The organism is Corallincola platygyrae (genome assembly GCF_039544265.1).
Lineage (GTDB): Bacteria > Pseudomonadota > Gammaproteobacteria > Enterobacterales > Neiellaceae > Corallincola > Corallincola platygyrae.
The window spans coordinates 84,033-106,996 of record NZ_BAABLI010000014.1 but is presented as its reverse complement, the minus strand read 5'-3'; the positions used below and the strand labels follow the sequence as shown (position 1 = coordinate 106,996).

Annotated in this window: 21 protein-coding genes; 3 read left to right on the top strand and 18 right to left on the bottom strand. The window is 45.6% G+C overall.

Features of this window, described 5'->3' with window-relative positions:
* Window positions 1-67: 67 nt before the first annotated feature.
* The gene (apbC, locus tag ABEA14_RS11780) at window positions 68-1,132 is read right to left on the bottom strand and encodes an iron-sulfur cluster carrier protein ApbC (RefSeq protein ID WP_345340209.1); all 1,065 of its coding nucleotides are present in this window, start codon (window positions 1,130-1,132) and stop codon (window positions 68-70) included.
* Between the two features lie 143 nt (window positions 1,133-1,275).
* Here apbC and metG point away from each other — a divergent pair, with 143 nt between their 5' ends.
* Entirely contained in the window at window positions 1,276-3,318 is a 2,043-nt protein-coding gene (gene metG / locus ABEA14_RS11775) for a methionine--tRNA ligase (RefSeq protein WP_345340208.1), read from the top strand.
* A 48-nt stretch (window positions 3,319-3,366) separates the two neighbouring features.
* Here metG and ABEA14_RS11770 read toward each other — a convergent pair whose 3' ends face one another.
* The 16 genes from ABEA14_RS11770 to ABEA14_RS11695 all read right to left on the bottom strand — a co-directional run bounded on the left by ABEA14_RS11770 (window position 3,367) and on the right by ABEA14_RS11695 (window position 20,163).
* The gene (locus ABEA14_RS11770) at window positions 3,367-4,038 is read right to left on the bottom strand and encodes a hypothetical protein (RefSeq protein ID WP_345340207.1); all 672 of its coding nucleotides are present in this window, start codon (window positions 4,036-4,038) and stop codon (window positions 3,367-3,369) included.
* Between the two features lie 21 nt (window positions 4,039-4,059).
* Window positions 4,060-4,782 carry a tyrosine-protein phosphatase gene (locus tag ABEA14_RS11765; RefSeq protein ID WP_345340206.1) on the bottom strand — a complete coding sequence of 241 codons (723 nt, stop codon included), beginning with the start codon at window positions 4,780-4,782 and terminating at the stop codon, window positions 4,060-4,062.
* Entirely contained in the window at window positions 4,779-7,022 is a 2,244-nt protein-coding gene (locus ABEA14_RS11760; protein WP_345340205.1) for a GumC family protein, read from the bottom strand. Before ABEA14_RS11760 ends, ABEA14_RS11765 begins: the two co-directional genes overlap by 4 nt.
* A gap of 27 nt (window positions 7,023-7,049) precedes the next feature.
* On the bottom strand, window positions 7,050-7,586 hold the full coding sequence (locus ABEA14_RS11755) for a polysaccharide biosynthesis/export family protein (protein ID WP_345340204.1): 537 nt from the start codon (window positions 7,584-7,586) through the stop codon (window positions 7,050-7,052).
* A gap of 15 nt (window positions 7,587-7,601) precedes the next feature.
* Window positions 7,602-8,765 carry an outer membrane beta-barrel protein gene (locus ABEA14_RS11750; RefSeq protein WP_345340203.1) on the bottom strand — a complete coding sequence of 388 codons (1,164 nt, stop codon included), beginning with the start codon at window positions 8,763-8,765 and terminating at the stop codon, window positions 7,602-7,604.
* 42 nt (window positions 8,766-8,807) lie between these two features.
* Window positions 8,808-10,214, bottom strand: coding sequence for an undecaprenyl-phosphate glucose phosphotransferase (locus ABEA14_RS11745; RefSeq protein ID WP_345340202.1), 1,407 nt, complete (start codon window positions 10,212-10,214; stop codon window positions 8,808-8,810).
* 359 nt (window positions 10,215-10,573) lie between these two features.
* A complete protein-coding gene (locus tag ABEA14_RS11740) occupies window positions 10,574-11,980 on the bottom strand; it encodes a mannose-1-phosphate guanylyltransferase/mannose-6-phosphate isomerase (RefSeq protein ID WP_345340201.1) in 1,407 nt (468 codons plus the stop codon).
* 63 nt (window positions 11,981-12,043) lie between these two features.
* The gene (locus ABEA14_RS11735) at window positions 12,044-12,688 is read right to left on the bottom strand and encodes an SGNH/GDSL hydrolase family protein (protein WP_345340200.1); all 645 of its coding nucleotides are present in this window, start codon (window positions 12,686-12,688) and stop codon (window positions 12,044-12,046) included.
* Window positions 12,673-13,839 (bottom strand): O-antigen ligase family protein, encoded by a 1,167-nt coding sequence (locus ABEA14_RS11730; protein WP_345340199.1) that lies wholly within the window; start codon window positions 13,837-13,839, stop codon window positions 12,673-12,675. The genes ABEA14_RS11735 and ABEA14_RS11730 overlap by 16 nt, the downstream gene beginning before the upstream one ends.
* On the bottom strand, window positions 13,840-15,138 hold the full coding sequence (locus ABEA14_RS11725; protein ID WP_345340198.1) for a polysaccharide pyruvyl transferase family protein: 1,299 nt from the start codon (window positions 15,136-15,138) through the stop codon (window positions 13,840-13,842).
* A 13-nt stretch (window positions 15,139-15,151) separates the two neighbouring features.
* Window positions 15,152-16,618 carry a lipopolysaccharide biosynthesis protein gene (locus ABEA14_RS11720; protein ID WP_345340197.1) on the bottom strand — a complete coding sequence of 489 codons (1,467 nt, stop codon included), beginning with the start codon at window positions 16,616-16,618 and terminating at the stop codon, window positions 15,152-15,154.
* The gene (locus tag ABEA14_RS11715) at window positions 16,615-17,871 is read right to left on the bottom strand and encodes a glycosyltransferase (RefSeq protein WP_345340196.1); all 1,257 of its coding nucleotides are present in this window, start codon (window positions 17,869-17,871) and stop codon (window positions 16,615-16,617) included. The genes ABEA14_RS11720 and ABEA14_RS11715 overlap by 4 nt, the downstream gene beginning before the upstream one ends.
* A gap of 13 nt (window positions 17,872-17,884) precedes the next feature.
* Window positions 17,885-18,340: an acyltransferase gene (locus ABEA14_RS11710; protein WP_345340195.1), complete on the bottom strand. Its 456-nt coding sequence runs from the start codon at window positions 18,338-18,340 to the stop codon at window positions 17,885-17,887.
* Between the two features lie 15 nt (window positions 18,341-18,355).
* The gene (locus ABEA14_RS11705) at window positions 18,356-19,204 is read right to left on the bottom strand and encodes a glycosyltransferase family 2 protein (protein ID WP_345340194.1); all 849 of its coding nucleotides are present in this window, start codon (window positions 19,202-19,204) and stop codon (window positions 18,356-18,358) included.
* A gap of 10 nt (window positions 19,205-19,214) precedes the next feature.
* On the bottom strand, window positions 19,215-19,694 hold the full coding sequence (locus ABEA14_RS11700; RefSeq protein ID WP_345340193.1) for a glycosyltransferase: 480 nt from the start codon (window positions 19,692-19,694) through the stop codon (window positions 19,215-19,217).
* Window positions 19,695-19,716: 22 nt separating this feature from the next.
* Window positions 19,717-20,163, bottom strand: coding sequence for a hypothetical protein (locus ABEA14_RS11695; RefSeq protein WP_345340192.1), 447 nt, complete (start codon window positions 20,161-20,163; stop codon window positions 19,717-19,719).
* Between the two features lie 549 nt (window positions 20,164-20,712).
* On the opposite strand from ABEA14_RS11695, the gene ABEA14_RS11690 reads away from it, so the two are divergent.
* Together ABEA14_RS11690 and ABEA14_RS11685 are read left to right on the top strand one after the other, a co-directional pair.
* Window positions 20,713-21,243, top strand: a complete 531-nt coding sequence (locus tag ABEA14_RS11690) for a hypothetical protein (RefSeq protein WP_345340191.1) — start codon at window positions 20,713-20,715, stop codon at window positions 21,241-21,243.
* Between the two features lie 55 nt (window positions 21,244-21,298).
* The gene (locus ABEA14_RS11685) at window positions 21,299-22,663 is read left to right on the top strand and encodes an O-antigen ligase family protein (protein ID WP_345340190.1); all 1,365 of its coding nucleotides are present in this window, start codon (window positions 21,299-21,301) and stop codon (window positions 22,661-22,663) included.
* 6 nt (window positions 22,664-22,669) lie between these two features.
* Here ABEA14_RS11685 and yccX read toward each other — a convergent pair whose 3' ends face one another.
* Window positions 22,670-22,945: an acylphosphatase gene (yccX, locus tag ABEA14_RS11680; RefSeq protein WP_345340189.1), complete on the bottom strand. Its 276-nt coding sequence runs from the start codon at window positions 22,943-22,945 to the stop codon at window positions 22,670-22,672.
* Window positions 22,946-22,964 lie beyond the last annotated feature (19 nt).

The window sequence follows — 22,964 nt, the reverse complement described above, 5'->3', positions numbered from 1 at the left end:
GTTAATGCGCGCACATTAAACCGCTGACATAGATTTTAAGCAACCTAATTTGTCTTAGCACCCTTGATTACTCGATTTCAATAATAGGAACGGCGCTTTGAGATGCCTGAAACCTTGACCACAAAAAGGCTGAAACCTTTCTTGCAATGGCGATGTAACGATTTGCTACGTCACTATCGGGCGATTTAATCACCGTCGGGTTGCCCGCATCCGCATCTGCTCGAATGTTTGGATCTAACGGTAATCGCCCAAGCACAGGAACGCCCGTCTCTGCGGCAAGCGCATCACCACCGGATTCCCCAAAAATGGCATTTTGATGTCCACACGCGTCACAGGTGTAGTAGCTCATGTTTTCCACGACGCCACATACAGGGATGCTGACCTGATTGAACATGTCCACCCCGCGGCGAGCATCGGATAGTGCGAGATTTTGCGGCGTAGTAACGACTAAAGCGGTTGATACCGGCACCTTTTGAGCCAATGTTAACTGGATATCACCGGTGCCCGGAGGCATATCAACCACCAAGTAGTCCAGTTCTGGCCAAATCGTGTCGTTCAAGAGTTGCTGTAAAGCACCTGATGCCATTGGGCCACGCCAAACTGCAGCTTTGTCTGAATCAATAATAAATCCAAGTGAGTTACAGTAGATGCCATGGGCTTGCACCGGGTTCATCTTCTTTCCATCATCCGACGCCGGTGTCTTTCCCTCTGCGCCCAACATAATTGGTACTGAGGGGCCATATATGTCCGCATCTACCAAACCGACGCGTGCACCATCAAATGCCAACGCCAATGCCAGGTTTGCGGCGGTGGCAGACTTACCAACTCCACCTTTACCACTGGCCACGGCGATTATCGCGCTGACATTCGCCAATCCATTGCTTTCGCTCTCAACATACTTTGGTGCTGACGATTCAATCTCAACGCGGTCAATTGCGATTCCAAGCAGATTCCCTGCCTGCTGAATCTGCTCCGTCAGAGGCCCCTGCCAATCTCGATTAAAACAACCTAAGTAGGCAGTCAGCACACCAGATTGCAGCGTGAAAGATGCACCTAATTCACCAAGAGCACGACCGGTAGCAGGCTCTTCAATCGTGGACAGGGAACTCAACAACTCGGGAGAGATACTCATTTATTAGCCAATAACTTATCAATCTTTGTTCCGGCCATGGTAACACGGGAATTCTTTGCCTCGTAGCGGGTGCATGGCGGCCCGTCTTCTTGTAAAATTCTCCCCCTTTATATCAAAACAACAAGTCAGGATTTGGACGACATATGTCGCGTAATATTTTGGTAACCAGCGCCCTGCCATATGCAAATGGGCCTATCCACTTGGGCCATATGCTCGAGTACATCCAAACTGATATCTGGGTTCGCTTCCAGAAACTGCGTGGTCACGCGTGTTACTACGTGTGCGCAGATGATGCCCACGGCACGCCTATCATGCTGAAAGCCCAGCAATTGGGCATTACCCCTGAAGAGATGATTGCCCAAACAGCGGTTGAACATCAGCAGGATTTTGCCGACTTTCAGATCGGTTTTGATAACTACCACTCTACGCACAGTGAAGAAAACAAAGCTCTGGCTTCGTTGATCTACAACCGCCTGAATGATGGCGGCTATATCAAGACTCGCACCATCAGCCAGTTGTTCGATCCTGAAAAAGAGATGTTCCTTCCGGACCGCTTTGTTAAGGGTACCTGCCCCAAGTGTGGTGCTGAAGACCAAAACGGTGACAACTGTGATGCCTGTGGTGCTACCTACAGCCCAACAGATCTTAAGTCTCCGAAATCTGTAGTTTCAGGTGCTACCCCAGTACTTAAGGATTCCGAGCATTATTTCTTCGATCTGCCACAGTTTAAATCGATGTTAGGTGACTGGCTCGAGAGTGGCGCTTTGCAGGACGAAAATGCCAATAAGCTTAAAGAGTGGTTCGAAGGCGAATTGCAGCAATGGGATATCAGCCGAGATGCGCCCTACTTCGGCTTTGAGATCCCGAATGCTCCTGGCAAGTTTTTCTATGTTTGGCTAGATGCGCCCATTGGCTATCTGGCAAGCTTTAAAAACTTATGTGACAAACGTGACGACCTGGATTTCGACGCTTTCTGGGCGCCCGAGAGCGAAGCAGAAGTGCATCACTTTATTGGCAAAGACATCACCTATTTCCACTGTCTGTTCTGGCCTGCCATGCTTCATGGTGCCAAATTCCGTCAGCCGACCGCAGTACATGCCCACGGATACGTGACGGTAAATGGCGCCAAGATGTCTAAGAGTCGCGGCACCTTTATTAAGGCACGCACGTACCTTGATCACCTGAATCCGGAGTATCTCCGTTATTTCTATGCGGCCAAACTGAGCAACCGTATTGATGACTTAGATCTTAACCTCGAAGACTTTGCTCAGCGCGTAAACTCTGATGTCGTTAACAAAGTAGTGAACATCGCCAGCCGCACCGCCGGTTTTATTGCCAAGTATTTCGAGGGCAAGCTGTCAGACTCTATTGCCAACCAAGAACTCCTAAACGAGTTCCAGCAAGCGTCCGATACTATTGCTACTCACTATGAGCAACGTGAGTTCGGCAAAGCGATGCGTGACATTATGGCGCTGGCGGACAAGGCAAACTCATATATTAATGATGAAGCACCATGGAAACTGGTGAAAGAGGAAGGCCAGAAAGCGCGTGCCCATGACGTTTGTTCATTGGGCGTTCACCTGTTCCGTATCCTAATGGTTTATCTCAAGCCAGTACTTCCAGCGATGTCCGCTCAGGCTGAAGAGTTCCTGAACGACAGTCTGACCTGGGAAAGCACTAAAGTTGTGCTGATCGGGCATAGTATTAATAAATTTAAGCCGCTGATGCAGCGGGTTGAAATGGATAAAGTAAATCAGATGATTGACGCATCGAAAGAGAACCTGACAGCTGTCGTGGCTGAAGCGCCAGAAGCAACTGAAACAGCAGAACAAACTGAGCTGCAAAAAGATCCTATCGCAGATGAGATCCAGTTTGATGACTTCGTAAAAGTCGATCTGCGAGTGGCTCTGATCGCCAAGGCGGAAGAGATCCCAGAAGCGAAGAAACTGCTGAAGTTAACGTTGGATTTGGGCGGAGAAACTCGTCAGGTATTCGCAGGTATCAAGAGTGCCTACTCGCCTGAAGACTTGGAAGGCAAACTCACGGTAATGGTCGCAAACCTGGCACCACGTAAAATGAAGTTTGGTGTCTCTGAAGGCATGGTGGCAGCGGCTGGGCCAGGCGGCAAAGAGATCTATATCTTAAGCCCAGACTCAGGAGCTAAACCTGGTATGCGAATTATGTAATGTAATTCGTATAAAAAAGCCCCGCGATGCGGGGCTTTTTCTTCAGTTTCAATTAGTGCAGGGTTCCCATTTTTGCCCGTTAAACTTTACTCGCCAGACTGTACAAACCAACTTCTTTTGCGCTTTTTGCTCAGCAAGCACCATTAACTTACTGCGGTGGTTGTATCCGGGCAACTGATCTTCGATAAGATTAAGAACGAGCTTTTTTGTCTTACCATTTGCTCTACTCCATCCCTTTAACCCAGCGGCAAGGAGACCCCAAGCAACGTCTCTTTTGTAACGCCCGTTAGCAAATGATTGGCTGAAATATGAATCGAAGTCTGCGAAGTCACTGGCAGGCAGTGTTAAGCTCAAGTCCGCTAAAGCCAAGGTAGTGTTTGGCCAGGTTGGTCTCAACTCATAGCTTTTCAAATAGTGCTGAGAAGCCTTTTTCAACCACTCTTGTTTTACATCATCGCCTTTGCTTGTGAACGCGCTCCACTCTGCAGCTTTCCCTCGTAAAAACCAGTGGTGAGCATTCAACGGCTGCAACTGAGTAGCCACACGCGCGCGTTCACTATTTTTCAAGGCCATACGGTGGGTTACCTTTTCTGGATTAACGCTCCAATACGAGGTTTTACGTTCCACCATGACAGCATTAACGCTGCTCCACCCAAACCTGGCCGCTACAATTGAGAGTAGAATACAACAAATGATTCCTACAACTTGACCCTTGCTCATTCCTTCGACCCTAACTAATCCTTAAAACAAGACCTGCGATATCGCTTTTGGCGTGTCAAAACTCAAACGTTTCATTATGTCAGGCCCAACCAAAGCGCTAATTGCATCAAGGCCTGCTTTCACCGTTGGCGGACGTTTATCAATTCGATGAGCATCGGTGGCAACAATGTCTGCATAACCATCAAGAAGAAGCGTTTCAGCAGTATCTCTTACCTTTTCTCCAAACATTTCAGAAAACGATCCAACCGTGAGCTGAAACATTGTGCCGCCTAATTTCAACTGTTTGATTGCACTCGGGTTAGAAATAATCTCTCTATTCCTTTCCGGATGCGCAATCATGGTTTTCACATTATTTTTGTGTAGCCAATTTAACAGGTTGTCGGTGCCGGGAGGTATGTGGCTATAGGGCAATTCCAGAAGCATGACTGGTGTATCATCAATAGAACCAATAAAAGGCACGTTGCCCGCTGGAAGAAGATGTAACAAATCAGTGGATATTCTGACCTCACCTGCAACGGCGATCTCCAAGGGAATCTGACTTTCAGCTAATTGTTCTTTAAACGTTTCGAAAACCGGCTTTAACGTACTAACCTGATTGTCATAAATGCCTTGATGGAAATGAGGAGTTAAAACCGCGTGGGTAATACCCTCCTCAATAGCCATACGCGCCATTGCCACTGCTTCCTCTAGGTTTCTGGCACCATCGTCAACGCCTGGAAGTAAGTGGCAATGAAGATCTATCACGCGGCTTTATTCCCCTCGCCACCTTTTGGCAATTCATCGTTATTTGTTGAGTAATAGCCGTCGTAGCTGTACCCATAGTGCTGTTGATGCGCCTTAACACTCATGCCATTAAGCACTACGCCATCAATGCGGGTTTTTAAGCCCTGCAGGGTCGCGAGCGCTTCATTAATTACTTTTCTTCTAACCAATCCAGCTTTAACGACATAGAGCATTGAGTCTGCTACGCGTGCAACTACCATAGCGTCCGACACAACATGAGCAGGAGGAGTATCGATAACAATACGGTCATATTGCTCAGACAATTCCTCTACGAGTTTTTGGAACCCATCCTGAGTGAGCAATTCCAAAGGATTAGGAACCGACGCTCCAGATACCAAAATATCCAGGTTGGACTGTTCGTCGTGATAAATGCATTGTTCCAGCGAGTGAGTACCGGTAATCACGTTTGCCAGACCCGGTTGGTAGTTGGGGATACCAAAACGTTTCCCAACAGTCGGGCGGCGCATATCTGCTTCGATTAACAGCACTCTTTCAACTTGAGCTAACGCAAACGATAAGTTGATGCTGGTTGTCGTTTTGCCTTCGCCCGGGATAGTTGATGTGACAGAGAGGACGCGTGCCGGATTTTCCATATGCGACAACACATAACCGGTGCGCAAAGTACGCCATGCTTCACTGAATCGTTGTGCTTTTGCATCAAAGAAAGTATGTACAGGAAGGTCTTTCTTGCCCTTAACTTTTTCCTGAGGAACCACACCGATAACTCGCTGTGCCAAGTGCTGCTCGACATCCTCCGCGGTTACAATGGTGTCACTAAGCGCATTTAATACAAACGCTAGAACAACACCCATCATGATTGAGAGCACAAACGCCAACGCAATCAGCATTTTCTTATTTGGCTTAGTTGGTTTTATCGGCGCGACCGCTCTGTCATTAAACCTAGCGTGAGCACTTTGGAAATCGCCAACAGCACCGGTTTCTTTTAAGCGAGTGAGGAACGTGTCATACAAATGACTATTAGTTTCTACTTCCCTGGCTAACTCGCGGTATTTGGTTTCTGCACGAGATACACCTTGAAAGCGCTCTTTAGCCTGCGCTAACTCTAATTTTAGTGCTTCTTCATTTGCTAGAGCCGCTTTGTATTCCTGCTCGACCCCCTCCACCAACGCTTCAACACGGCGGTTTAAACTTGCTCTGACTTCTTCCAACCGTGCCAAGGCTGAAATCATCTTGTTATGCTTTGGGCCATACCGTTTGGATAGCTCTGCTACTACGTTTTCCGCATCAGTCTCAGCTTTTTTGATCTGCTGGATTAATTGGTGTTTTGATACTTCAGGCATGGCCAGGAGACTGTCAGGGTTTTGGCCAGCTCTACTTTCAATCAGTCGAAGAACGCTCTGTGCTTCCGCACGCTTTTCCCTCGCTCGGTTCAATTGGGCAGTTATCTGATTCAACTCCTGGGAAACCAGTGGTGTAGCACCTTCAGCATCAACAAGTTGATTGTCCTCTCGGAACTGCTGCAAATTGGCTTCAGATTCTCTAAGTTTGATTCGCAAAGCGTCCAATCGGTCACGTATCCACTCAGAAGCTTTTTGTGTCATACCCATTTTATCTTCAAGGTAAGACTCTATGTAAATTTCCCCAAGCGTATTCGCATAAAGAGCAGCAAGATTTGGATCGCGCGCGTTGAAAGAGATGCGAACGAGTTGTGTTTTGGGAATTGGTGTAACGGTAGTTCGTCCAAGCACATCCAAAATGAGCTTTTCGCGCTTTGCCATCTCAATCTCAGAAAGTGGTGTCGCAACTTCCTCTTCCCTTGGAACAAATTGGTTTATTTCGCCTTTGACTACTTGAACAAAGTCGGTGACAAGCGAAGGTTTGTTACTCGGTTGAAATTCCGGGTGATTGGCTAAGTCGAGGCGATCAATGACTTTCTCTGCAAGCCTGCGAGAGCGTAGAATTTCATATTGGGTATGAAAATACTCTGAACGGCTGGAATCGAGGCCATAAATCTCCTCGATCGAGACAGCATTCACTTTTTCTGCTTCGATAAGTAGAGTCGCGGACGCAGTATAAACAGGCGTCATAGAAAAAACGGCAACACTTACGGTAAGCGTGACCATCATAGCGAGTACCATGATTCGCCACTTAAACTTAGCTATCACCAGGAGATAGCTTCGAAGATCCCCAAGCTCGGCCGACTTCCCTGCCGACGGTTGGCTCGTAGTAGATAACGACATAACTTACTGTTCCTTGACTGCTCGAACTTAGAAGAAACTATCTTTTACAAAAATCGAATCACCCGGTTTTACTTCATCTTCGAGTTTCACCGTAGATTTTTGACCAACGCCATCAACCTTACGACTCAACTCAAATTTTTCCTTAGAGGCTCGCTGTGTAAACCCACCTGCCAATGCTACTGCACGTTCCACTGTCAGATTTGGTTGATAAGGGTATCCGCCAGGGCTCTTAACTTCGCCATAAATATAAAAGGCTCGGTACTCGATGATATCGACATGAACACTGGGGTTGATCAGATAGTCACCTCTGAGACCATCCGCAATTTCTTTCTCGAAGTCAGCAACGCTGACTCCGGTGGCTTGCAACAAACCCAAGTATGGATAGCTTACAGTGCCGTTTTCTCCAAGAGTTGTTTCCAATGATAGGTCTTCTTCACCGAATACGGTGATACGAATCGTATCACCTGCACCCATCTGATAGTTCTTAGCAGTTTCAGTTGCCGCTTGAACGCCAAAACTGACGAAAAAACAAATAAGAGCGACGTTAGCCAGTAACCTTTTCAAAACCGAACCTCTCAATTACATCGCAACTTTTACACCCAGCAAGACTTGGTTCCGATCATATTTAATCGAGTCTACATCAGAGTCTTGGTCTTGATATTGATATGTTAGAGCGAACTGCAACCATCTCTTCATATCGTATGTCGCCCCCACTTTGGTAACCCACAGCTCATCATCACGATCAATGCCTGTGAATTGTTCGTCTACATATGCAATACCAAGATTGGTAGAAAAACGATCCAGCCAGTAATGTGTCCAACCGAGTTCTACTGATGTTTCCTTGATGTAGTCACCAAATGTATCTGGATCTTTAGAGCGACGCCCAGTTGAAAACTCTACCGTAGAATACTCTACCGGTGTCCATTCTACGCCGACTTCCCACGATACATCTTCAAAGTCTTCTCGGCCTGAATCATCAAAATCTTTATCTTCATAACCTAACTTAGCTACACCAGTTGTTTTGCCGGTCGCTTCCCAGCGGACACCAGCAAGGACTCTGGTAACATCACTGTCGCGAGAGACACCATCCTGCTCAACAACATCATAGCTAATCGATTTAACTTCAGAGTCAATCAACAACGATGTTTTTGGCATAACATTCCAGTAAACCACAACACCACCACCTACGGTGTCATAGTCTCTGAAACGTGTCACATCGCGGAAATTGGCATACTCTTTGTCGTCGTACTCGAAGTTAAAATCGAGATTAACCGTCGCAGTTGGAACACCAAAGCCATATGTCAATGCAACCTTGTTTTGATCCCATTCAACTGGCTCATTAACATTTTCACCGTTACCCTCACTTACACCGGTACCACGAGCGTCGTGACCACGGTCAAAGTTGTAACTCAAATCAATTCGGTGGCGGGCTGTAAATTCGTGATGCAATGCCGCGAGCACAGAATGGTCCAGGTAATCATCATCACTGGAGTCAAAGTAAGTGCCGATCGTTGCGCGATACCCTAAAGTGGCGTTGCTGACTTGATCGCCGTAGCCAATGTTGGCACCCGGGGCAAACACGCTGAAGAAGCTGTCGGTTTTATCTCCTCTGGTACGCGTTGTATTATCGTCATACCCTAACGCTGCACCAAGCATTGGCCGCATAGTAAATCCATTACCCAACTCGATTTTTGCGGGTTCAAATTCACTAGCAGAAACCTGACCGACTATCGCGGTCGACAAAACAAGAGTGCTAATTCCTTTAAGCATGCAAATTCCCCAAAATTAGTAGGCGTTGTTGCCAACAAAACCTTTAAAAAGTGTTAGAAAAACTATTTTTATATCCAGCCATATTGACCAGTTTCTAATGTACGCTAAGTCAAATTCTACGCGGCGCTGCATTTTGTCGAGAGTATCAGTTTCACCTCTCCAACCGTTAATCTGAGCCCAGCCCGTAATTCCAGGTTTCACTTTATGTCGTAGCATGTAGCCTGAAATCAATGAACGGTACTCTTCATTATGGGAAACGGCATGGGGTCGAGGCCCAACGATGGACATAGAACCCTGCAAAACATTTATGAACTGTGGTAATTCGTCTAGAGAAGTTTTGCGAAGAAAAGCACCGAATGGGGTGATACGAGGATCTCCCTTAGTCGCCTGTTTAACCACCGTACCATTGTCCATAGTGCGCATAGAACGGAACTTCCATACTCTAATACGCGAACCATCCAGACCATATCGGTCTTGCTTGAAAAATACAGGCCCCTTAGACGAAAGCTTCACACCGATTGCGATGGCCAACATTGGAATAGCAATAAGTGTGAGGATCACACTAGCCAATACCAGATCTTCCATACGCTTTAGCCAAGCAGAGAAACCTGACATTGGAGAATCGAATACGCTGAGAGTCTGCACGTCGCCAACCGAATGCCAACGTGCATGCAACATTTTGTAGATAAACAGATTGGGAATAATATGAACATCGACCGTCGTATCACCGCATCGCTCAAGAATTTCAAAAATCCTGTCTTCAGCTTTTAATGGCATGGCCACGTAAAGCAAATCGATTTCATTGTTACGCGCCATGCTAATTGCATCTTCGATGTTACCTTTTAGCCGGCCACGTTCTGTAGCCTCAAAACGCTGAACATCACGGTCGTCAAATACACCAACCAAGCGGATCCCTTGCTGCGGATTCTTTTCGATCTCACTTGCTAGTGCTACGCCAGAATCGGTCATACCAATGATGGCTACAGTACGAGTGTTGTGTCCTTGTTCTCGCATGAAAAAAAGCACCTGCCGATACCACAAGCGCCAAACACACAGAACCAGCCAGCAAAAAATTGCCCAGGCCGCAAATGCATTTTTGGGGAGGCCCAAATTAGATTCGAAAAAGAACAGCCCGATCATGCCAAACAGCAGGACAATTCCCCAACTGAAAGATACTGTCGTTAACAGCTCTTTTCCGCTGGAAAAACGCCAGGAACGATAAAGCTCCATACTCTCGGCTACCAGCATGAACATGATTGCTGCGATTACAGCCAACAAAAGATATGTTGAAGTCAAAGAGAGGTTCATTGACTTACATGTGAGCAGGAAGCTACCGATAATAATCAGGAGATCAAAAAAACGATACAGCGTTGAGAACTGGTTTTGGTGCGAACGTATGAAACCTTGATTGTCACGTGTCATCTTTTCTCATCCCTAAGCCACGGTTGTATTTTCACAGCCATGGCCTTAAGTACTTCTGGTCAGGCTGCATGTGCTCTAACTAGCACCCACCTATAAAAATCCGATGCACGCATTGCGTGCAATCTGCACCAACACAGATCAATTTTGAGACTAAAATGTGATGCAGGGCCCATTTTAACAGCTTTACAACAAAAGCGAAGCAAAAAATAAGCCACGGATAAAAGCACTAATTTACCCGCCAACACTCTATTGCATTAATTTGACAAAAAAACGACAACACATGACTCGTATTATTTACAAAGAAGAAGCCGACAGAACAATAAGTTCTGTCGGCTCTTCGGCACTAATATTAACGATTTCTACGCTCTTCCATACTTGTCTTCAAAGCGAACAATATCATCCTCACCCAAATATGAACCCGATTGAACTTCAATCAGTTCCAAGGGGACTTTTCCTGGGTTTTCAAGCGCGTGAACAATACCCACTGGTATATAAGTTGACTCGTTCTCTGTCACCAGGAAAGTCTTATCACCATTAGTGACCTTCGCAGTGCCGCTCACTACAATCCAATGTTCGGCCCTGTGGTGATGCATCTGAACACTTAGCTTCGCGCCAGGTTTTACAGTGATGCGCTTCACCTGATAACGAGCGCCATTGTCGATTGAATCGTATTTACCCCAAGGTCGATAGACTTCTCGGTGGTGCACAAACTCTGTACGCTGGTCCTTCTTCAAGGCGTCTACCACTTTTTTGACATCCTGAACTTTCGACTTATCAGCCACTAACAGAGCATCTTTAGTATCAACGACAATCAGATTATCCAGACCAACTGTTGCAATTAATCGCTCGCCACCATGAATCAGGCAATCTTTCGTATCATGCAACAAAACATCACCTTTAAACGCGTTCCCGTCACAATCCTTGGTATCTACATCCCATAGAGCTGACCATGACCCCACATCATTCCATTTGGCATCCAGCGGGATAACTACCGCTTTATCTGTTTTTTCCATCACGGCGTAGTCGATCGAATCCGATGGGCACGCTTCAAATGCTTGCTTGTCCACCCTAACAAAATCTAAGTCATTGGCAGTGACAGACATTGCTGATTTGCACGCCTCATATATGTCTGGCCTGAACGACTTCAGCGCCTCAAGATATGTAGACGCTTTAAACATAAACATACCGCTGTTCCAAAGATAACTGCCTTCTTCGAGATAAGCCGTGGCCGTTTGAAGATCAGGTTTCTCGACGAACGCCTCTACTGGATAGGTTTCGCCAGCAATCGCATTATCGCCTCGTTTGATGTAGCCATACCCGGTTTCCGGCTCTGTGGGTACTACGCCGAAAGTCGCAAGCAGACCTTTGCTAGCAGCCACTGCAGCAAACGATACAGACTTTTGGAACTGCTCAACATCAGCGATAACGTGATCAGCCGCCAATACAAGCATAATTGGATCGTGACCTTGATTTACTTTAGTTAAAGCTGCCAAAGCAATGGCGGGAGCAGTATTCCGGCCGACAGGCTCTAGTATAATCTCGGAGCTTACACCAATGGCACGCGTCTGTTCTGCAACGATGAATCTATGGTCTTCATTACTGATAATCAGAGGTGACTCAGTATCCATACCTTCAAGTCGCTTAATTGTCTCCTGCAGCATGGTGCTTTCGCCAACCAGCGGGAGAAACTGCTTCGGATACATGGAACGGCTCAATGGCCATAGTCTGGTGCCAGTACCACCGGCCATAATTACGGGCAAAATCATATCCATCTCCTGTATGTATCTTTTCCTTCACCCTATCTCTAGGGGACAATAAACCGTCTTTTATCAGCAAATTGACAAAAGAAAATCTCGTATGTTTGGAACCAGTATCTTCTTGTTGGCTTCCACCGTAGGGTGAACGCCATCGGGTATAAAATGCTTGATCTGATCCGATGTTAATTCAGCCCAAAAAGGCCTGACATCCAATACCCTAACGTTTTGCTCATCAGCCAACGCGAGATGGCTGTCATAAAACGTGTTGAGCCTTGGTCTAGTCCAACCTTTGGGGCCACTCATTGGGTTCAGCGCTAGCAGTACTATTTTGGTGCTTTGACTTTCTTGGCGAAATTTATCGATGATATACGAAACATTTTGAACGCTTTTAGAATGCGAGACACCATGAAGAAGCGACGCATCATTTGCGGCAAATTCGATAAACAGATAATCAGGCTTTAAAACGACCAGTTCTTCGACCTTTGTAGTACCCCAATCTGAGTTCTCGCCTGCACCTCCGGCGTTCAACACCTTGAAACCGCCGCACGTTTGACCATCACCTGCTAATTCTTCCAACCAGCCGCCATTTTTGGTCAAGCTCGTACCCAACCCCACCAGCATTGTTTTATTAACTTGAGCAGCCTGAATGTTAGTAACACAGCTAAACAGGACGACAGACATGGCAATCAAGAACCTATCTACTATTTTGCAGCGCATACTTCATCCTCGCTACAGGCTTGTTCTCCGTCTGCAGTGAGCATCGAGACCGTAATCAGAAAAAGAAACAGTGTTGGCGATGAGACCACATTGTCCGTCGCGCAGAATAGAAGATAAAGCAACGAAGCCAATAGCATTTCGCTTCTTCTAACTCGCCCTGGAGCGAGTGTAAGCATGAGTAAGCCCAAAGCAAACAAGCCAAAAAACACAACTGCTGGCCAATAACCAATCTCTACTGCAATTCTGAGGTATTCATTGTGTGCACCAATGGTACCTCCGGTGAGAATCGTTACTTCCTTTGGCATGAAGAATACTTGATGACCAAAGCCCAAACCGAAATCGTGATAGTAGGCTAAAAGCTCTTTCAAATGGTCCCACAGCACTTCACGACCGCTCATATGGGTCTGAGTTAATCTCCCCAAAATGGCATCGCCGAATGCGGCTAAAAACAAGAAAAGGCCGCATAGGCCGAAGAAAACGACCAAGGTTTTGATACCAGTCTTACCACGCATGCCAAACATGAACGCGATGAAACAGATCATAGTTGCAATAAACAGGGGCATACGCGCACTTGTCAGCAACAAGATAAGAAAGTTAAATGCAGCCAAATAAAGGTATTTAGGATTGACCTTTTCGGCTTGTCTGATAGCGGCATAAGCGCCAGCGATGCACAAGCCAGCCAAAAATGGGGGTATCAGCGAGCCACCCAATCTTGGAACACCACTGGCGTACTCTACATTGACAACAGACTTAACACCCACCACATGATATGCAATTCCCAGCACCAGAGAGATAGTCGGTAACCAAGCTACCCATCTCGCGATGAAATCCTGCTCTTCGCTGTTTGGAACAGCGCTCAACAGCATGAAAATAATGAATATCTGGGTGATTGACTTAAGATAAGTCGACCAGCTTAACGAATCATTTGCAGTGAAAAACGCGCTGAATAATGTCACGCAAAACATAGCGACCAGGACAAAAATCAGAGGCCAGTAAACTGGCCTAGCATTCATCATCATAACCGCTGCTAATAGCAACAATGATTTTTCTACTGCATTAATGCCCCCAATACCAAGCACCGTTCCCGTGTTCAATATGATGAACAAGAGAGCGAATACGAAAACTTTTTGATATTGAGGGGTCTGAAACATTTACATGTCCACGGCAGGTAACATTGCACGAAGGTTTAGCAGCGACTTCTCTTTGACCGTTGGTAGTTCTTTTTCTACCTGAGCTCTTAACTCCGCTTTTTGCGCGAATCCAGCCAAGCAAAACTCCTCAAACTTGGCAACGTCTCTGGCTTCGTCTGGCGTTATTAAAACATCATGTGAAAGCGAGAAGTGATTCATTAAACCCTGGAATTTGCCTTGATACGTAATACAAAGAATTGGCGTGCCCGTACCCAAGGCTCCAATTGACAGATGCATGCGAGCAGTAATTACGAGATCAACTGACTTGGCCAACTCTTTGAGCTGAGCTGCTGACGCCATATCGGTGAAATTGAATACATACTCTTTGTTACTGATACCAGCTTCCACTTGTGCCAACATCTCAAGGTCACCAACACCATCGCGGTAATCGTGCGGTATCAGCAGAATGCTAGCACCTTGATCCTCTATCAATTTCTTGGCTGAGTTTACACATGCATTCACAAGCTCTGAAATCGCCTGGGGATTACGATCAGGCACCAGCATGGGATGAACGTTAAAAGCGACGATATCTCTGCCGTCGTTTCTTTGTTTCGTTACCCAATTTAAGACTTCTTCGATACCTTTCTCTGCTGACGGCTGTAATAGAAATGCATTGTCTGCAACCACCTTTGCAGGATGGTTTGAAATCGAAACAAATCGAGAATGTGACACATCATCACGCAGAAAGACATTTAGTTTTGGCGTAAGTGAGTCTTTAACAAAATCTACTACGGGTTTTGTAGGGCTCTGATTCCAGGAGAATCCACCTATAGTGGTGGGACGCCCCGTTCTCGCGATCAGGTCCGCAAGCATCCACGTGCGCAACGATTTTATAGATGTGTAGTGCCCGTCCATGACATCTGCACCGATACAGAAACACGCATCATACTTCAAGCACTCTTTGAACACTGATTTCAAGTCGAAAGGATAACTCCAAAAGGGTTTTATCTTTACACCCAGAGGGGAAATTTTATCGTTCTTGTATTCTTCAGCTACTGCGACAGTGATCTCGAGCTTGGGATTAAGTGCTTTTAGCTTTTTTACTACTCCAACCAGCATCGCCTCATCACCCTTTGATGCCATAGGATCGGCGGCGTGAGGGGATATAATTACCAAACTATCAATTTCTTTTGAATATGGCTTTTGTTCGTCAATACCAGATTTTATCTTTTTCCAAGCCAACTTTGTCATTGGAACCAAGACGGCTTCTTTGACCTTTTTCTTAAGCGGTAAATGCTTACCTTCAGTTACTTTAGCCATTATAAAAAATCCCTTAAGCCATAACTTTAGTTGTTTCTTGCTGCTTTCCCAAAATGGAGCGCATTACAAATTTGAATCTCTTTCGAAAGAAAACCAAAACTATTGCTGTATAAATGAAGGCGCCCAACAGGCACATAATTAATGCTTTCATTACACTATTCATATCAATAAAGTAAGCTGTTTCTCTTAAAAAATCTAACGACATCAGCATGACCACTGACGCTATAATATACGGTAACAAGCGCAAAAATATCTGAATTACACTGAACTTAACAACTTTCCAAGTCATAAAAATCAACACGGGCGCCAAAGCGAACCAGACCACAACGAAGGCATTCAATAATTCGCCCACACTTTTGTCACTAAACAAAATGAAAACAGCGACTACAAACCCCGCTCGAATCAACTGAAACACAAGAGCTAAATAAGGTCTTCCGCACGCGTTAAGTAGAGTTCCACAATAGAATAAGACGGACTGTAGTGCGGCTAAGATCGCAAGAATTCTTAATATAGGTTCAGCACCAGTTCCATTATTTCCAAACGCGATTTCAATGATCTCCGGAGATATCGCTGCAGTACCTAAAAAAACTGGGAATGCAATAGCCCCTGTAACCTCTAATGCCTGATAAAGCGTGGATTTAAGCTCTTCAGGTTTATCCACAAGTCTCGAAAACCGTGGCATGTAAACATCTAATGTGACAGCTGAAAGCAATTGTTGTGCAACAGCAACAATCCGATTACCCATTACATAAACAGCTATCGCTACAGGGCCAAACGACACCGCGATGACAAGCTCGATAGCCCGGGTTGTTGCGTAATAAAGAATCTTTGACATTAGTAAGGCTGCACCGAAGACAGTCATATCCTTCAGCGCTAAACCGTCTAAGACAGCGCCAGGTAAAAATGGGCGCTTCCACCAAACCAATACAAGGTTAACCACCGATAAGCTAATAAACTGAGCTGCCATAGCCCAAGGGCCAGCGCCAAGGAGAGCGAGCGTAATCCCCAAAGCTCCACTTATTAACGAACTGATAAACGCCCTGTACGCCAACCACTTAAAGTCGAACTTTCTTCTGTAGTAAGCTTGCGGAACAAATGCGGCGGCATTGAGAAACAATCCTATAGCTGATACCGCTAAAAGATCTGATATCTCTTCGATCTCCATCCAAGCGGAGATCTCATCTGCAAAAATAGCGATAGATGCTGCAAGTAAAAGACCTAAAAACAAGTTCAAATTAAGTGCAGTTTTAAGGTCGCGCTCGCTTAGTTCCTTCCGTTGAATAATTGCGTCGCCAATTCCAGCATCGGCAATAATTTCCATAAAAGCAATCAAAGCTAATACTGTTGCAAACAGGCCAAGCTGTTCAGGTTCAAGCACTCTAGCCAGTACAAAAAATACTATTACCGCGCCAAAGCGGGTACAAAAATTTCTGACTGTGGACCAGATAATATTTGACCGAATTGAAGTTTGGGTATTCAAGCGACTTTACTCCCAGTAGCATTTCGTTGGGAGAAGATGGGTTTTAGAGAAGCCGCTGCAGCTTTCGGAGTAAACAGCTTAGAATATGCGAAAGTATTTAGGGACAACTCAATAGGAAAACTAGAATCTTCCAACCACTGGCACACTTTATCCGCAAACTGTTTTCCATCACTCGCAACGATGAAAGGCAATCCACTTTCAGAGGCAGGAAAGCCGTAAGCTCCTACCGGTGTAGTAATACATGGCAGACCTAAAGAGAAATAATCCACCATTTTTATCTTAATTCCACTTCCCATATTCACAGGGTTAACGGCGAAAGCGCAGTTTTCTGCTACTGAAGCTAAGGAATCGACTCTACCAAGAAACTCTACACCCGGAGGCGCAGAGTCAAAGCTTTTAGACACCGAACCACATACCAATAACTTTGCATTACCATGCTTATCAAGAACTGAGGGCCAAACGTTTTCGAATAACCAGTTCAAGCCTTCAATATTATGATGAGCATTTGCCCCTACATACATAATATTGCTACTTCCAACTACCCTACCATCGTGTTTCTGTGGTGTGGAAGTTGCAGTTGGAAGGAGAGTTATCACCTGTGTATCTGGCACAAGTTCAGATATTGCAGTGTGCTCATTTGCGTTGATCGCCAATATCGAATCAAACTTTGAAAACACCTGTTTTTCCTGAGCTTCGGTAATAAATGGCGATACACCATACCCATTGTTCTTAAACGATAGGCAACGCTTATAGAAAAGGTCGTGCGATATCAAATGCGCTTTTTCAGTGTTATCTGCTAACGCTTCCGATAGTGGAGAGCGAAATATAGTGTCAACAAACACGTGATCAAAAGCCTTGTTCGCCATCGCTCGTTTCAAGCTATTGGCTTCTCGCTTGTTCGAAAAGCGCCCAATTTTAAAGACTTGGCTAGAGGATTCACTATTCGAACGTTTTAAGAGACTTTGTACTAGTTTTTTAAGTGGTCTGAGATACGCCTTAAGAGATTTGCTGACGTAATAGCCACCGACCTTAAAATAATTTAAAAGAATTACCTTGTTACAGCCGGTCTTTGGCGTCCCCTTCTCCTTGCTAAACACTGGCGTATCGAAATGGTCGCCACTTATCACTAAGGTGACATCATTTGTATAGTGCTTGATTGCTTCCAGAACTGCCCAGTTGTAGCTGGCCGCTCCGCTCATCGAAGGCTCAGGAAAGCGCTCCAAAACAAACAACACTTTGCATTGGTTATCCATACAACTTCCGCTGTTAAGCTACTTTTGCAGCTTCTTCCTTTATCAGGACGCCAAATCGGCCTACCTTGATGTTGCTTTGAAGCACCTTGGCGGGGTTACCAGCCACGATGGAACCTGCTGGAACATCTTTTGTTACCACAGAGCCGGATCCCACGATCGAGCCGTTTCCAACTTTAACGCCAGGCAGAATAATACTTCTCGCACCAATGAAACAGTTATCTCCGATATACGTATCAACCTTCATTGCACGGACCATGTCATGGCTTAAGATAGCGACATCGAATGCGACATAGGAGTCTTCCCCGATATGGATGCCTTTGGGGTGTGTTCTATCAAACTTCACACTCATCGAGTAGACCGAAGACTTCGCAATGTCCATACCCCAGAATCTTGTCAGGAAATACCAACGCATTCTTACTAATGAGCGCTGTAGCCATAGCAACTGATTTAAACTTTTTAAGCCCTTCATGCTTGCACTCCCTGATTAAGAATCGCTTGTTATCAGCGGTTGTTTATGGGACAAAACTATTTTTAACTCATTCAACGGCATTTCGCGTTTCGTAAACAACACGCTGCCAATCATCAGTTTTCTTATGTACTCGAAAAGAATTCCTAGATGCTTTCCAGCATAACGCTTTAAGACTATGGCACTGCCACGATAGTACTTGGCACGTAGGGCGTTGTCTTTATCTCGATGTCCAACCAGTTTCTCGCCTAAAAACAATGACTTCTTAGAGCACAAAAACGCTCTTAGGGCATAATCCAGGTCCTCACCACCGTTGTTTACAGTGCCGACACCTAGATTGAGGTCAAAGCCACCAATTGCCTGGGCAACATTACTTCGAAAAAATATGGTGTTCGAAGACGCGTTCCTGACAACTTGTTTCGCTGAAGCATTTAGGGGCTTTTCAGTCGACTTGACAGCCTGAGCGTCAGCGCCGTAGTTGCAGAAAAAGAACTCCAATTCTTCATCTTGGGCAAAGGTGTTCAAGATGCGATTAAGATTACCTGCAGGATACCAACAGTCGTCGTCGGGATAAGCAACAATGCCGTTTTTCGGCCAAAGTTGCCTATTTTCAACTTCAGAAAGAAGAATGTTCCTAGCCTTTGATAGCGACACCATCTCGTCAACACTCATGACTTCGACGTAGGCAGGCAGCAACGCAGCTATATCAGAAGCCTGTTGTTTGGTTACCTTCTGGAGAAGCAGCATGTGCTTGAGTTTCAGATTCTCATCAGCCTTCAATGAAGAGGTGACAGACGCAAGCATCCGATCAAGTACGGATAGGTCGTTGTCTTTGATAATTGCAGTGGTGAGAAAAAGTAATTCCATGAAACTCCGCCTATGCCTTTTCAATAAAGTCTTTGACAAAAGACAGTAACTCAGGCGACGCTGAGGAGCCTTCTGGGTTTGGTTTTTCAAGACTATCCAGTTTATTTAGAAGGCTTGTTAACTCAGCCTCGTCCATAGCAATGTATATACCACGTCGCCCTTTAAATTTTTCGGCTGTTGCCATCTGGTGATCATTTCGATGTTCACCCAAGGTGTACTTGCGTGGCATTAGAATGGCGGGAATATTGTGCTCAATGGCAGTAATTATCGATCCTATCCCGGCATGTGCAATCAGGTGCGTAGTCTTAGATATGACAGACTCGTACTCATCAGGAGCCAGGAGAGCTTGGCTCTCGATATGTTTTGGAGCTTCTCCTTCAGGGCCCGTCTGAGCAAAAACCTGGACGTTTTCAAGAGAAGAAGACCATGCGTCTACAGTATTAACCAACCTGTTGAAAGGAAACTGGGTTCCAGTAGTTACAAATATCATTGAATCTAGTTCCTATAGATGGTTAAAGGACTGAACCTGCGTAATCAACACCTTCACTAGCGGCGACTTCCGGCCACTGGCTTAGTGTCTGATGAGCAAGCTTTTTAGACAGCCGCCCAGCCATAGATAGCTCAGCAGCATTAGCAACACTGTCGATCCAAAGCGTCTTTGCAAACAAGATACGCCCAAACAAAATTGCAAGTAAACCAGGCGCAGCGCCAGTGGTTACGACAACATCAGGACGAATTTTTAACAATTGCCAAAAGAGAGAGAAAAAGAGCTGAATAATCTTGAATTTTTCGTTGCGGTTTGCGTCAGGAACGATTATCGCGTTTTGGATATCGCTTTTCTCAGCTAATCCCGTGATAGTCGTAGCATAGGTGACATCGTAGTTGTCGAAAGCTGGCTTTAGTTGCATCAGCTGCTTCCAGTGTCCACCGCCAGAAGCAATAGCAAGAACTTTCTTCATTTATTCACCTTTGTTCGCTCGTCAAAATACTTAAAATTACAATAAGATATATTTCTTAAGTAACAGGGAGCACGTTTCGCCAAGCGCGAGAAAGGCATATATTTCCATCAGCGCTCCCTGCCAGACTACTGCCCTGCAATTAAAATGCCATCAGACAATGTTTATCAAAATTGCACGAGTGATGTTACATTATTGTGACCAAGAGCACAATCGCCCTCTATAAAGCGTCTAATTCCCTTGTTGAGATCACACAACTTTAGAAATACCTAACATTTTTTAGTGCAGACAACCGATTGAGGTAAGCCAGAACTTAACCCCATCCCCTGCACCGCGCACATGCAAACACACGCACCATTATTATGCAAACTAGTCGATAGTAGTGCAGCAGAGACTTTTAAAGCCATTCTTTTGAGCTTTTGTGTCAGTCTTTTATACAAAAGCCTTAAAATATACATTATTTTTACAGCTGCTATTTAATTCTCTAAACAACTTGCTAAAATACTCTTGTGCTCGAAATGCAATTTCGCAGCGTTCATGGAGAAGAGAGATATGAAGTTGATATATGCAGTAGTACTCGCATCCGCCGTTATTGCAGGTAACGCAGCCGTAGCCGCGGAATCTCAAGGCAAGGAAGCAGAAGTTAGCAGTGGTTACTGTGCCGGTTTAGAAGGCGCTGAAGCAGTGAAAGCTGAAATGGTCAGCTTATTGCAGTCTCAACCTCAAAACAGTGCTGAGATCTTCAAGGCCTGCTCGGCAGTTGTTCCCGAAGAGTTAGTTAGTTTGCTGGATGCAGCGATGAAGGCTGCGCCAGACGAAATTGCGGCGCTGCTTACAGCGGCGATCGAAGCAACCGATCCCTCGATGCATGAGTTAGTGTTTCAAACTGCACTTGATAACGGTCTTGACAGCGAGGAAGCGCTGATTGCAGCACTTCTGGGCGGCGCTGACCCGACAGCATTGGCAGAGGCAACAGCCGCTGGTGGAGACCTTGCTGCTGGTGAAGGCTTTGCAGCTCCCGCACCAACAGGCCCTGGAATTGGCGGCGCTGGCGGCGGGAGCGGATCAGTTTCCGGCAACTAACATACAATCTAACCACAACCAAGCCCGCATTAATGCGGGCTTTCTGTAGCGATCTATGGACAGACTTAGTTCAAAAGTAGGATTTGGCCTCGTAGTATTCATTCTTTTATGGGTCCCAATCCCCCTTGGAAGTAACAGGCAGTGGGCCTGGAGCCTACTAGAGCTTCTTATATTTGCTAGCGCCGCCTTTGCCTTTCTTAATCTACCTAACCTTGCCCGTACCCAGGTTAAAGCCTTTAAAATGGCGATGCCTATCTGGCTTGTTCTACTGATTTTTCCCCTAGTTTGCGTTCTCCAGCTTGTCTCCACATACTTATTACCTACACATTTTCAAAGCGCTGATCCGGGAAGGACATTAGACGCATTGATTAAGGGAATAGCCTACTTTCTGTTTGCATTTGCTTTCTGGATGCATACACAAACTGAGCATCGACTGCGCGTAGTGGTTTGGGCGATAGTCGTAAGCGCACTTTTTCAAGCATTATATGCCGTATTCCTGCTCTTCAATGGTGCTGCCGAAACGCCAATCTTTAATACTGACATAGGACACAGAGCTACAGGATCCTTTATTTACCAGAACCACTTGGCCAACTTCTTACTTATATCTGCTGCGGTTGGCACCGGCTTTATGGTGAGTCAATTTGAATCGCTGCATGCTGAAACCTGGCGAGAGAAAGTTCAGAAGTTTTTGAAATTCTTGCTCGGAAGAAAAATGGTTCTGCGTCTCGCGCTGATCATAATAGTAGCCGGGCTAGTTCTCACTCGATCTCGTATGGGCAATACCGCATTTTTTTCAGCGCTTCTGATTGCAGCCTTGATTGCATTGGTTTGGTATAAAGATAGGCCGAAAATATTTACCGCATTTATCTTAAGCATCATCGCTCTGGATATTTTTTTGGTGGGTTCTTGGGTCGGACTAGATAAGGTAAAGGAAAGGATAGAGGAAACTGTTGTAGCTGAAGAAGGAAGGACCTACGTAGGTCAGCAGGCTACACCTGCAATTTGGGATAGTCCAATCATCGGTCACGGTGCAGGAAGCTTCTATACGGTTTTTGGTAGTTACCAAGAACAAGACCTAGGCGGTTTTTACGACCACGCACACAATGACTACCTTCAATTTGCGATTGAATACGGTCTCCCAGCACTTTTCGTAGCCACTATCTCTATCTTATGGCTCGTCTACACCACAATATACGTAATGAGGAACAGGCAATCCAGGCTGTTTAAAGGTCTAGCCTTTGGCTGCCTGATGGCAATCATTGCTATGCTAATTCACAGTGCGGTGGACTTTAGCCTGCAGGCTCCTGCGACAACTCTACTGTTTATCACGGTACTGGTACTTGTCCAAATTTCCAGAGATATGCCCAAGGGCGGCTGGCTAGTCAAAAAAAGAACCCAGACAGTTACCCAAAATACATAATTTTTATCATTTGATAGTGAATCCCGAACCTTCATCGTACTGTTCGAGAGCTTTAACTTCATGCGACTCAACAAAAGCGGTTAAGGGGCCCTTTTTGAGCCACACTATCAACTCATCAATACTCGTCTCCTGGCCCGACGCGATAACTTCAACTTTCCCGTCGGGAAGATTTTTAGCATAGCCAGTAACGCCTAACCGATCTGCTTGCTGCTTGGTGTAATACCTAAACCCAACGCCTTGCACCATTCCATCAACAAGTACACAAACCGTTTTTGTTGTCATAGGTTATCCTTGAACGGAT

Bases quoted from the DNA above. Each gene is read 5' to 3' on its own strand.
- ABEA14_RS11695 (WP_345340192.1), bottom strand. From the start codon at position 20,163: ATGAAGAAAGTTCTTGCTATTGCTTCTGGCGGTGGACACTGGAAGCAG.
- metG (WP_345340208.1), top strand. From the start codon at position 1,276: ATGTCGCGTAATATTTTGGTAACCAGCGCCCTGCCATATGCAAATGGG.
- ABEA14_RS11690 (WP_345340191.1), top strand. From the start codon at position 20,713: ATGAAGTTGATATATGCAGTAGTACTCGCATCCGCCGTTATTGCAGGT.
- ABEA14_RS11735 (WP_345340200.1), bottom strand. From the start codon at position 12,688: ATGCGCTGCAAAATAGTAGATAGGTTCTTGATTGCCATGTCTGTCGTC.
- ABEA14_RS11700 (WP_345340193.1), bottom strand. From the start codon at position 19,694: ATGATATTTGTAACTACTGGAACCCAGTTTCCTTTCAACAGGTTGGTT.
- ABEA14_RS11740 (WP_345340201.1), bottom strand. From the start codon at position 11,980: ATGATTTTGCCCGTAATTATGGCCGGTGGTACTGGCACCAGACTATGG.
- ABEA14_RS11685 (WP_345340190.1), top strand. From the start codon at position 21,299: ATGGACAGACTTAGTTCAAAAGTAGGATTTGGCCTCGTAGTATTCATT.
- ABEA14_RS11770 (WP_345340207.1), bottom strand. From the start codon at position 4,038: ATGAGCAAGGGTCAAGTTGTAGGAATCATTTGTTGTATTCTACTCTCA.
- ABEA14_RS11730 (WP_345340199.1), bottom strand. From the start codon at position 13,839: ATGTTTCAGACCCCTCAATATCAAAAAGTTTTCGTATTCGCTCTCTTG.
- yccX (WP_345340189.1), bottom strand. From the start codon at position 22,945: ATGACAACAAAAACGGTTTGTGTACTTGTTGATGGAATGGTGCAAGGC.
- apbC (WP_345340209.1), bottom strand. From the start codon at position 1,132: ATGAGTATCTCTCCCGAGTTGTTGAGTTCCCTGTCCACGATTGAAGAG.
- ABEA14_RS11715 (WP_345340196.1), bottom strand. From the start codon at position 17,871: ATGGATAACCAATGCAAAGTGTTGTTTGTTTTGGAGCGCTTTCCTGAG.
- ABEA14_RS11710 (WP_345340195.1), bottom strand. From the start codon at position 18,340: ATGAAGGGCTTAAAAAGTTTAAATCAGTTGCTATGGCTACAGCGCTCA.
- ABEA14_RS11705 (WP_345340194.1), bottom strand. From the start codon at position 19,204: ATGGAATTACTTTTTCTCACCACTGCAATTATCAAAGACAACGACCTA.
- ABEA14_RS11725 (WP_345340198.1), bottom strand. From the start codon at position 15,138: ATGGCTAAAGTAACTGAAGGTAAGCATTTACCGCTTAAGAAAAAGGTC.
- ABEA14_RS11760 (WP_345340205.1), bottom strand. From the start codon at position 7,022: ATGTCGTTATCTACTACGAGCCAACCGTCGGCAGGGAAGTCGGCCGAG.
- ABEA14_RS11745 (WP_345340202.1), bottom strand. From the start codon at position 10,214: ATGACACGTGACAATCAAGGTTTCATACGTTCGCACCAAAACCAGTTC.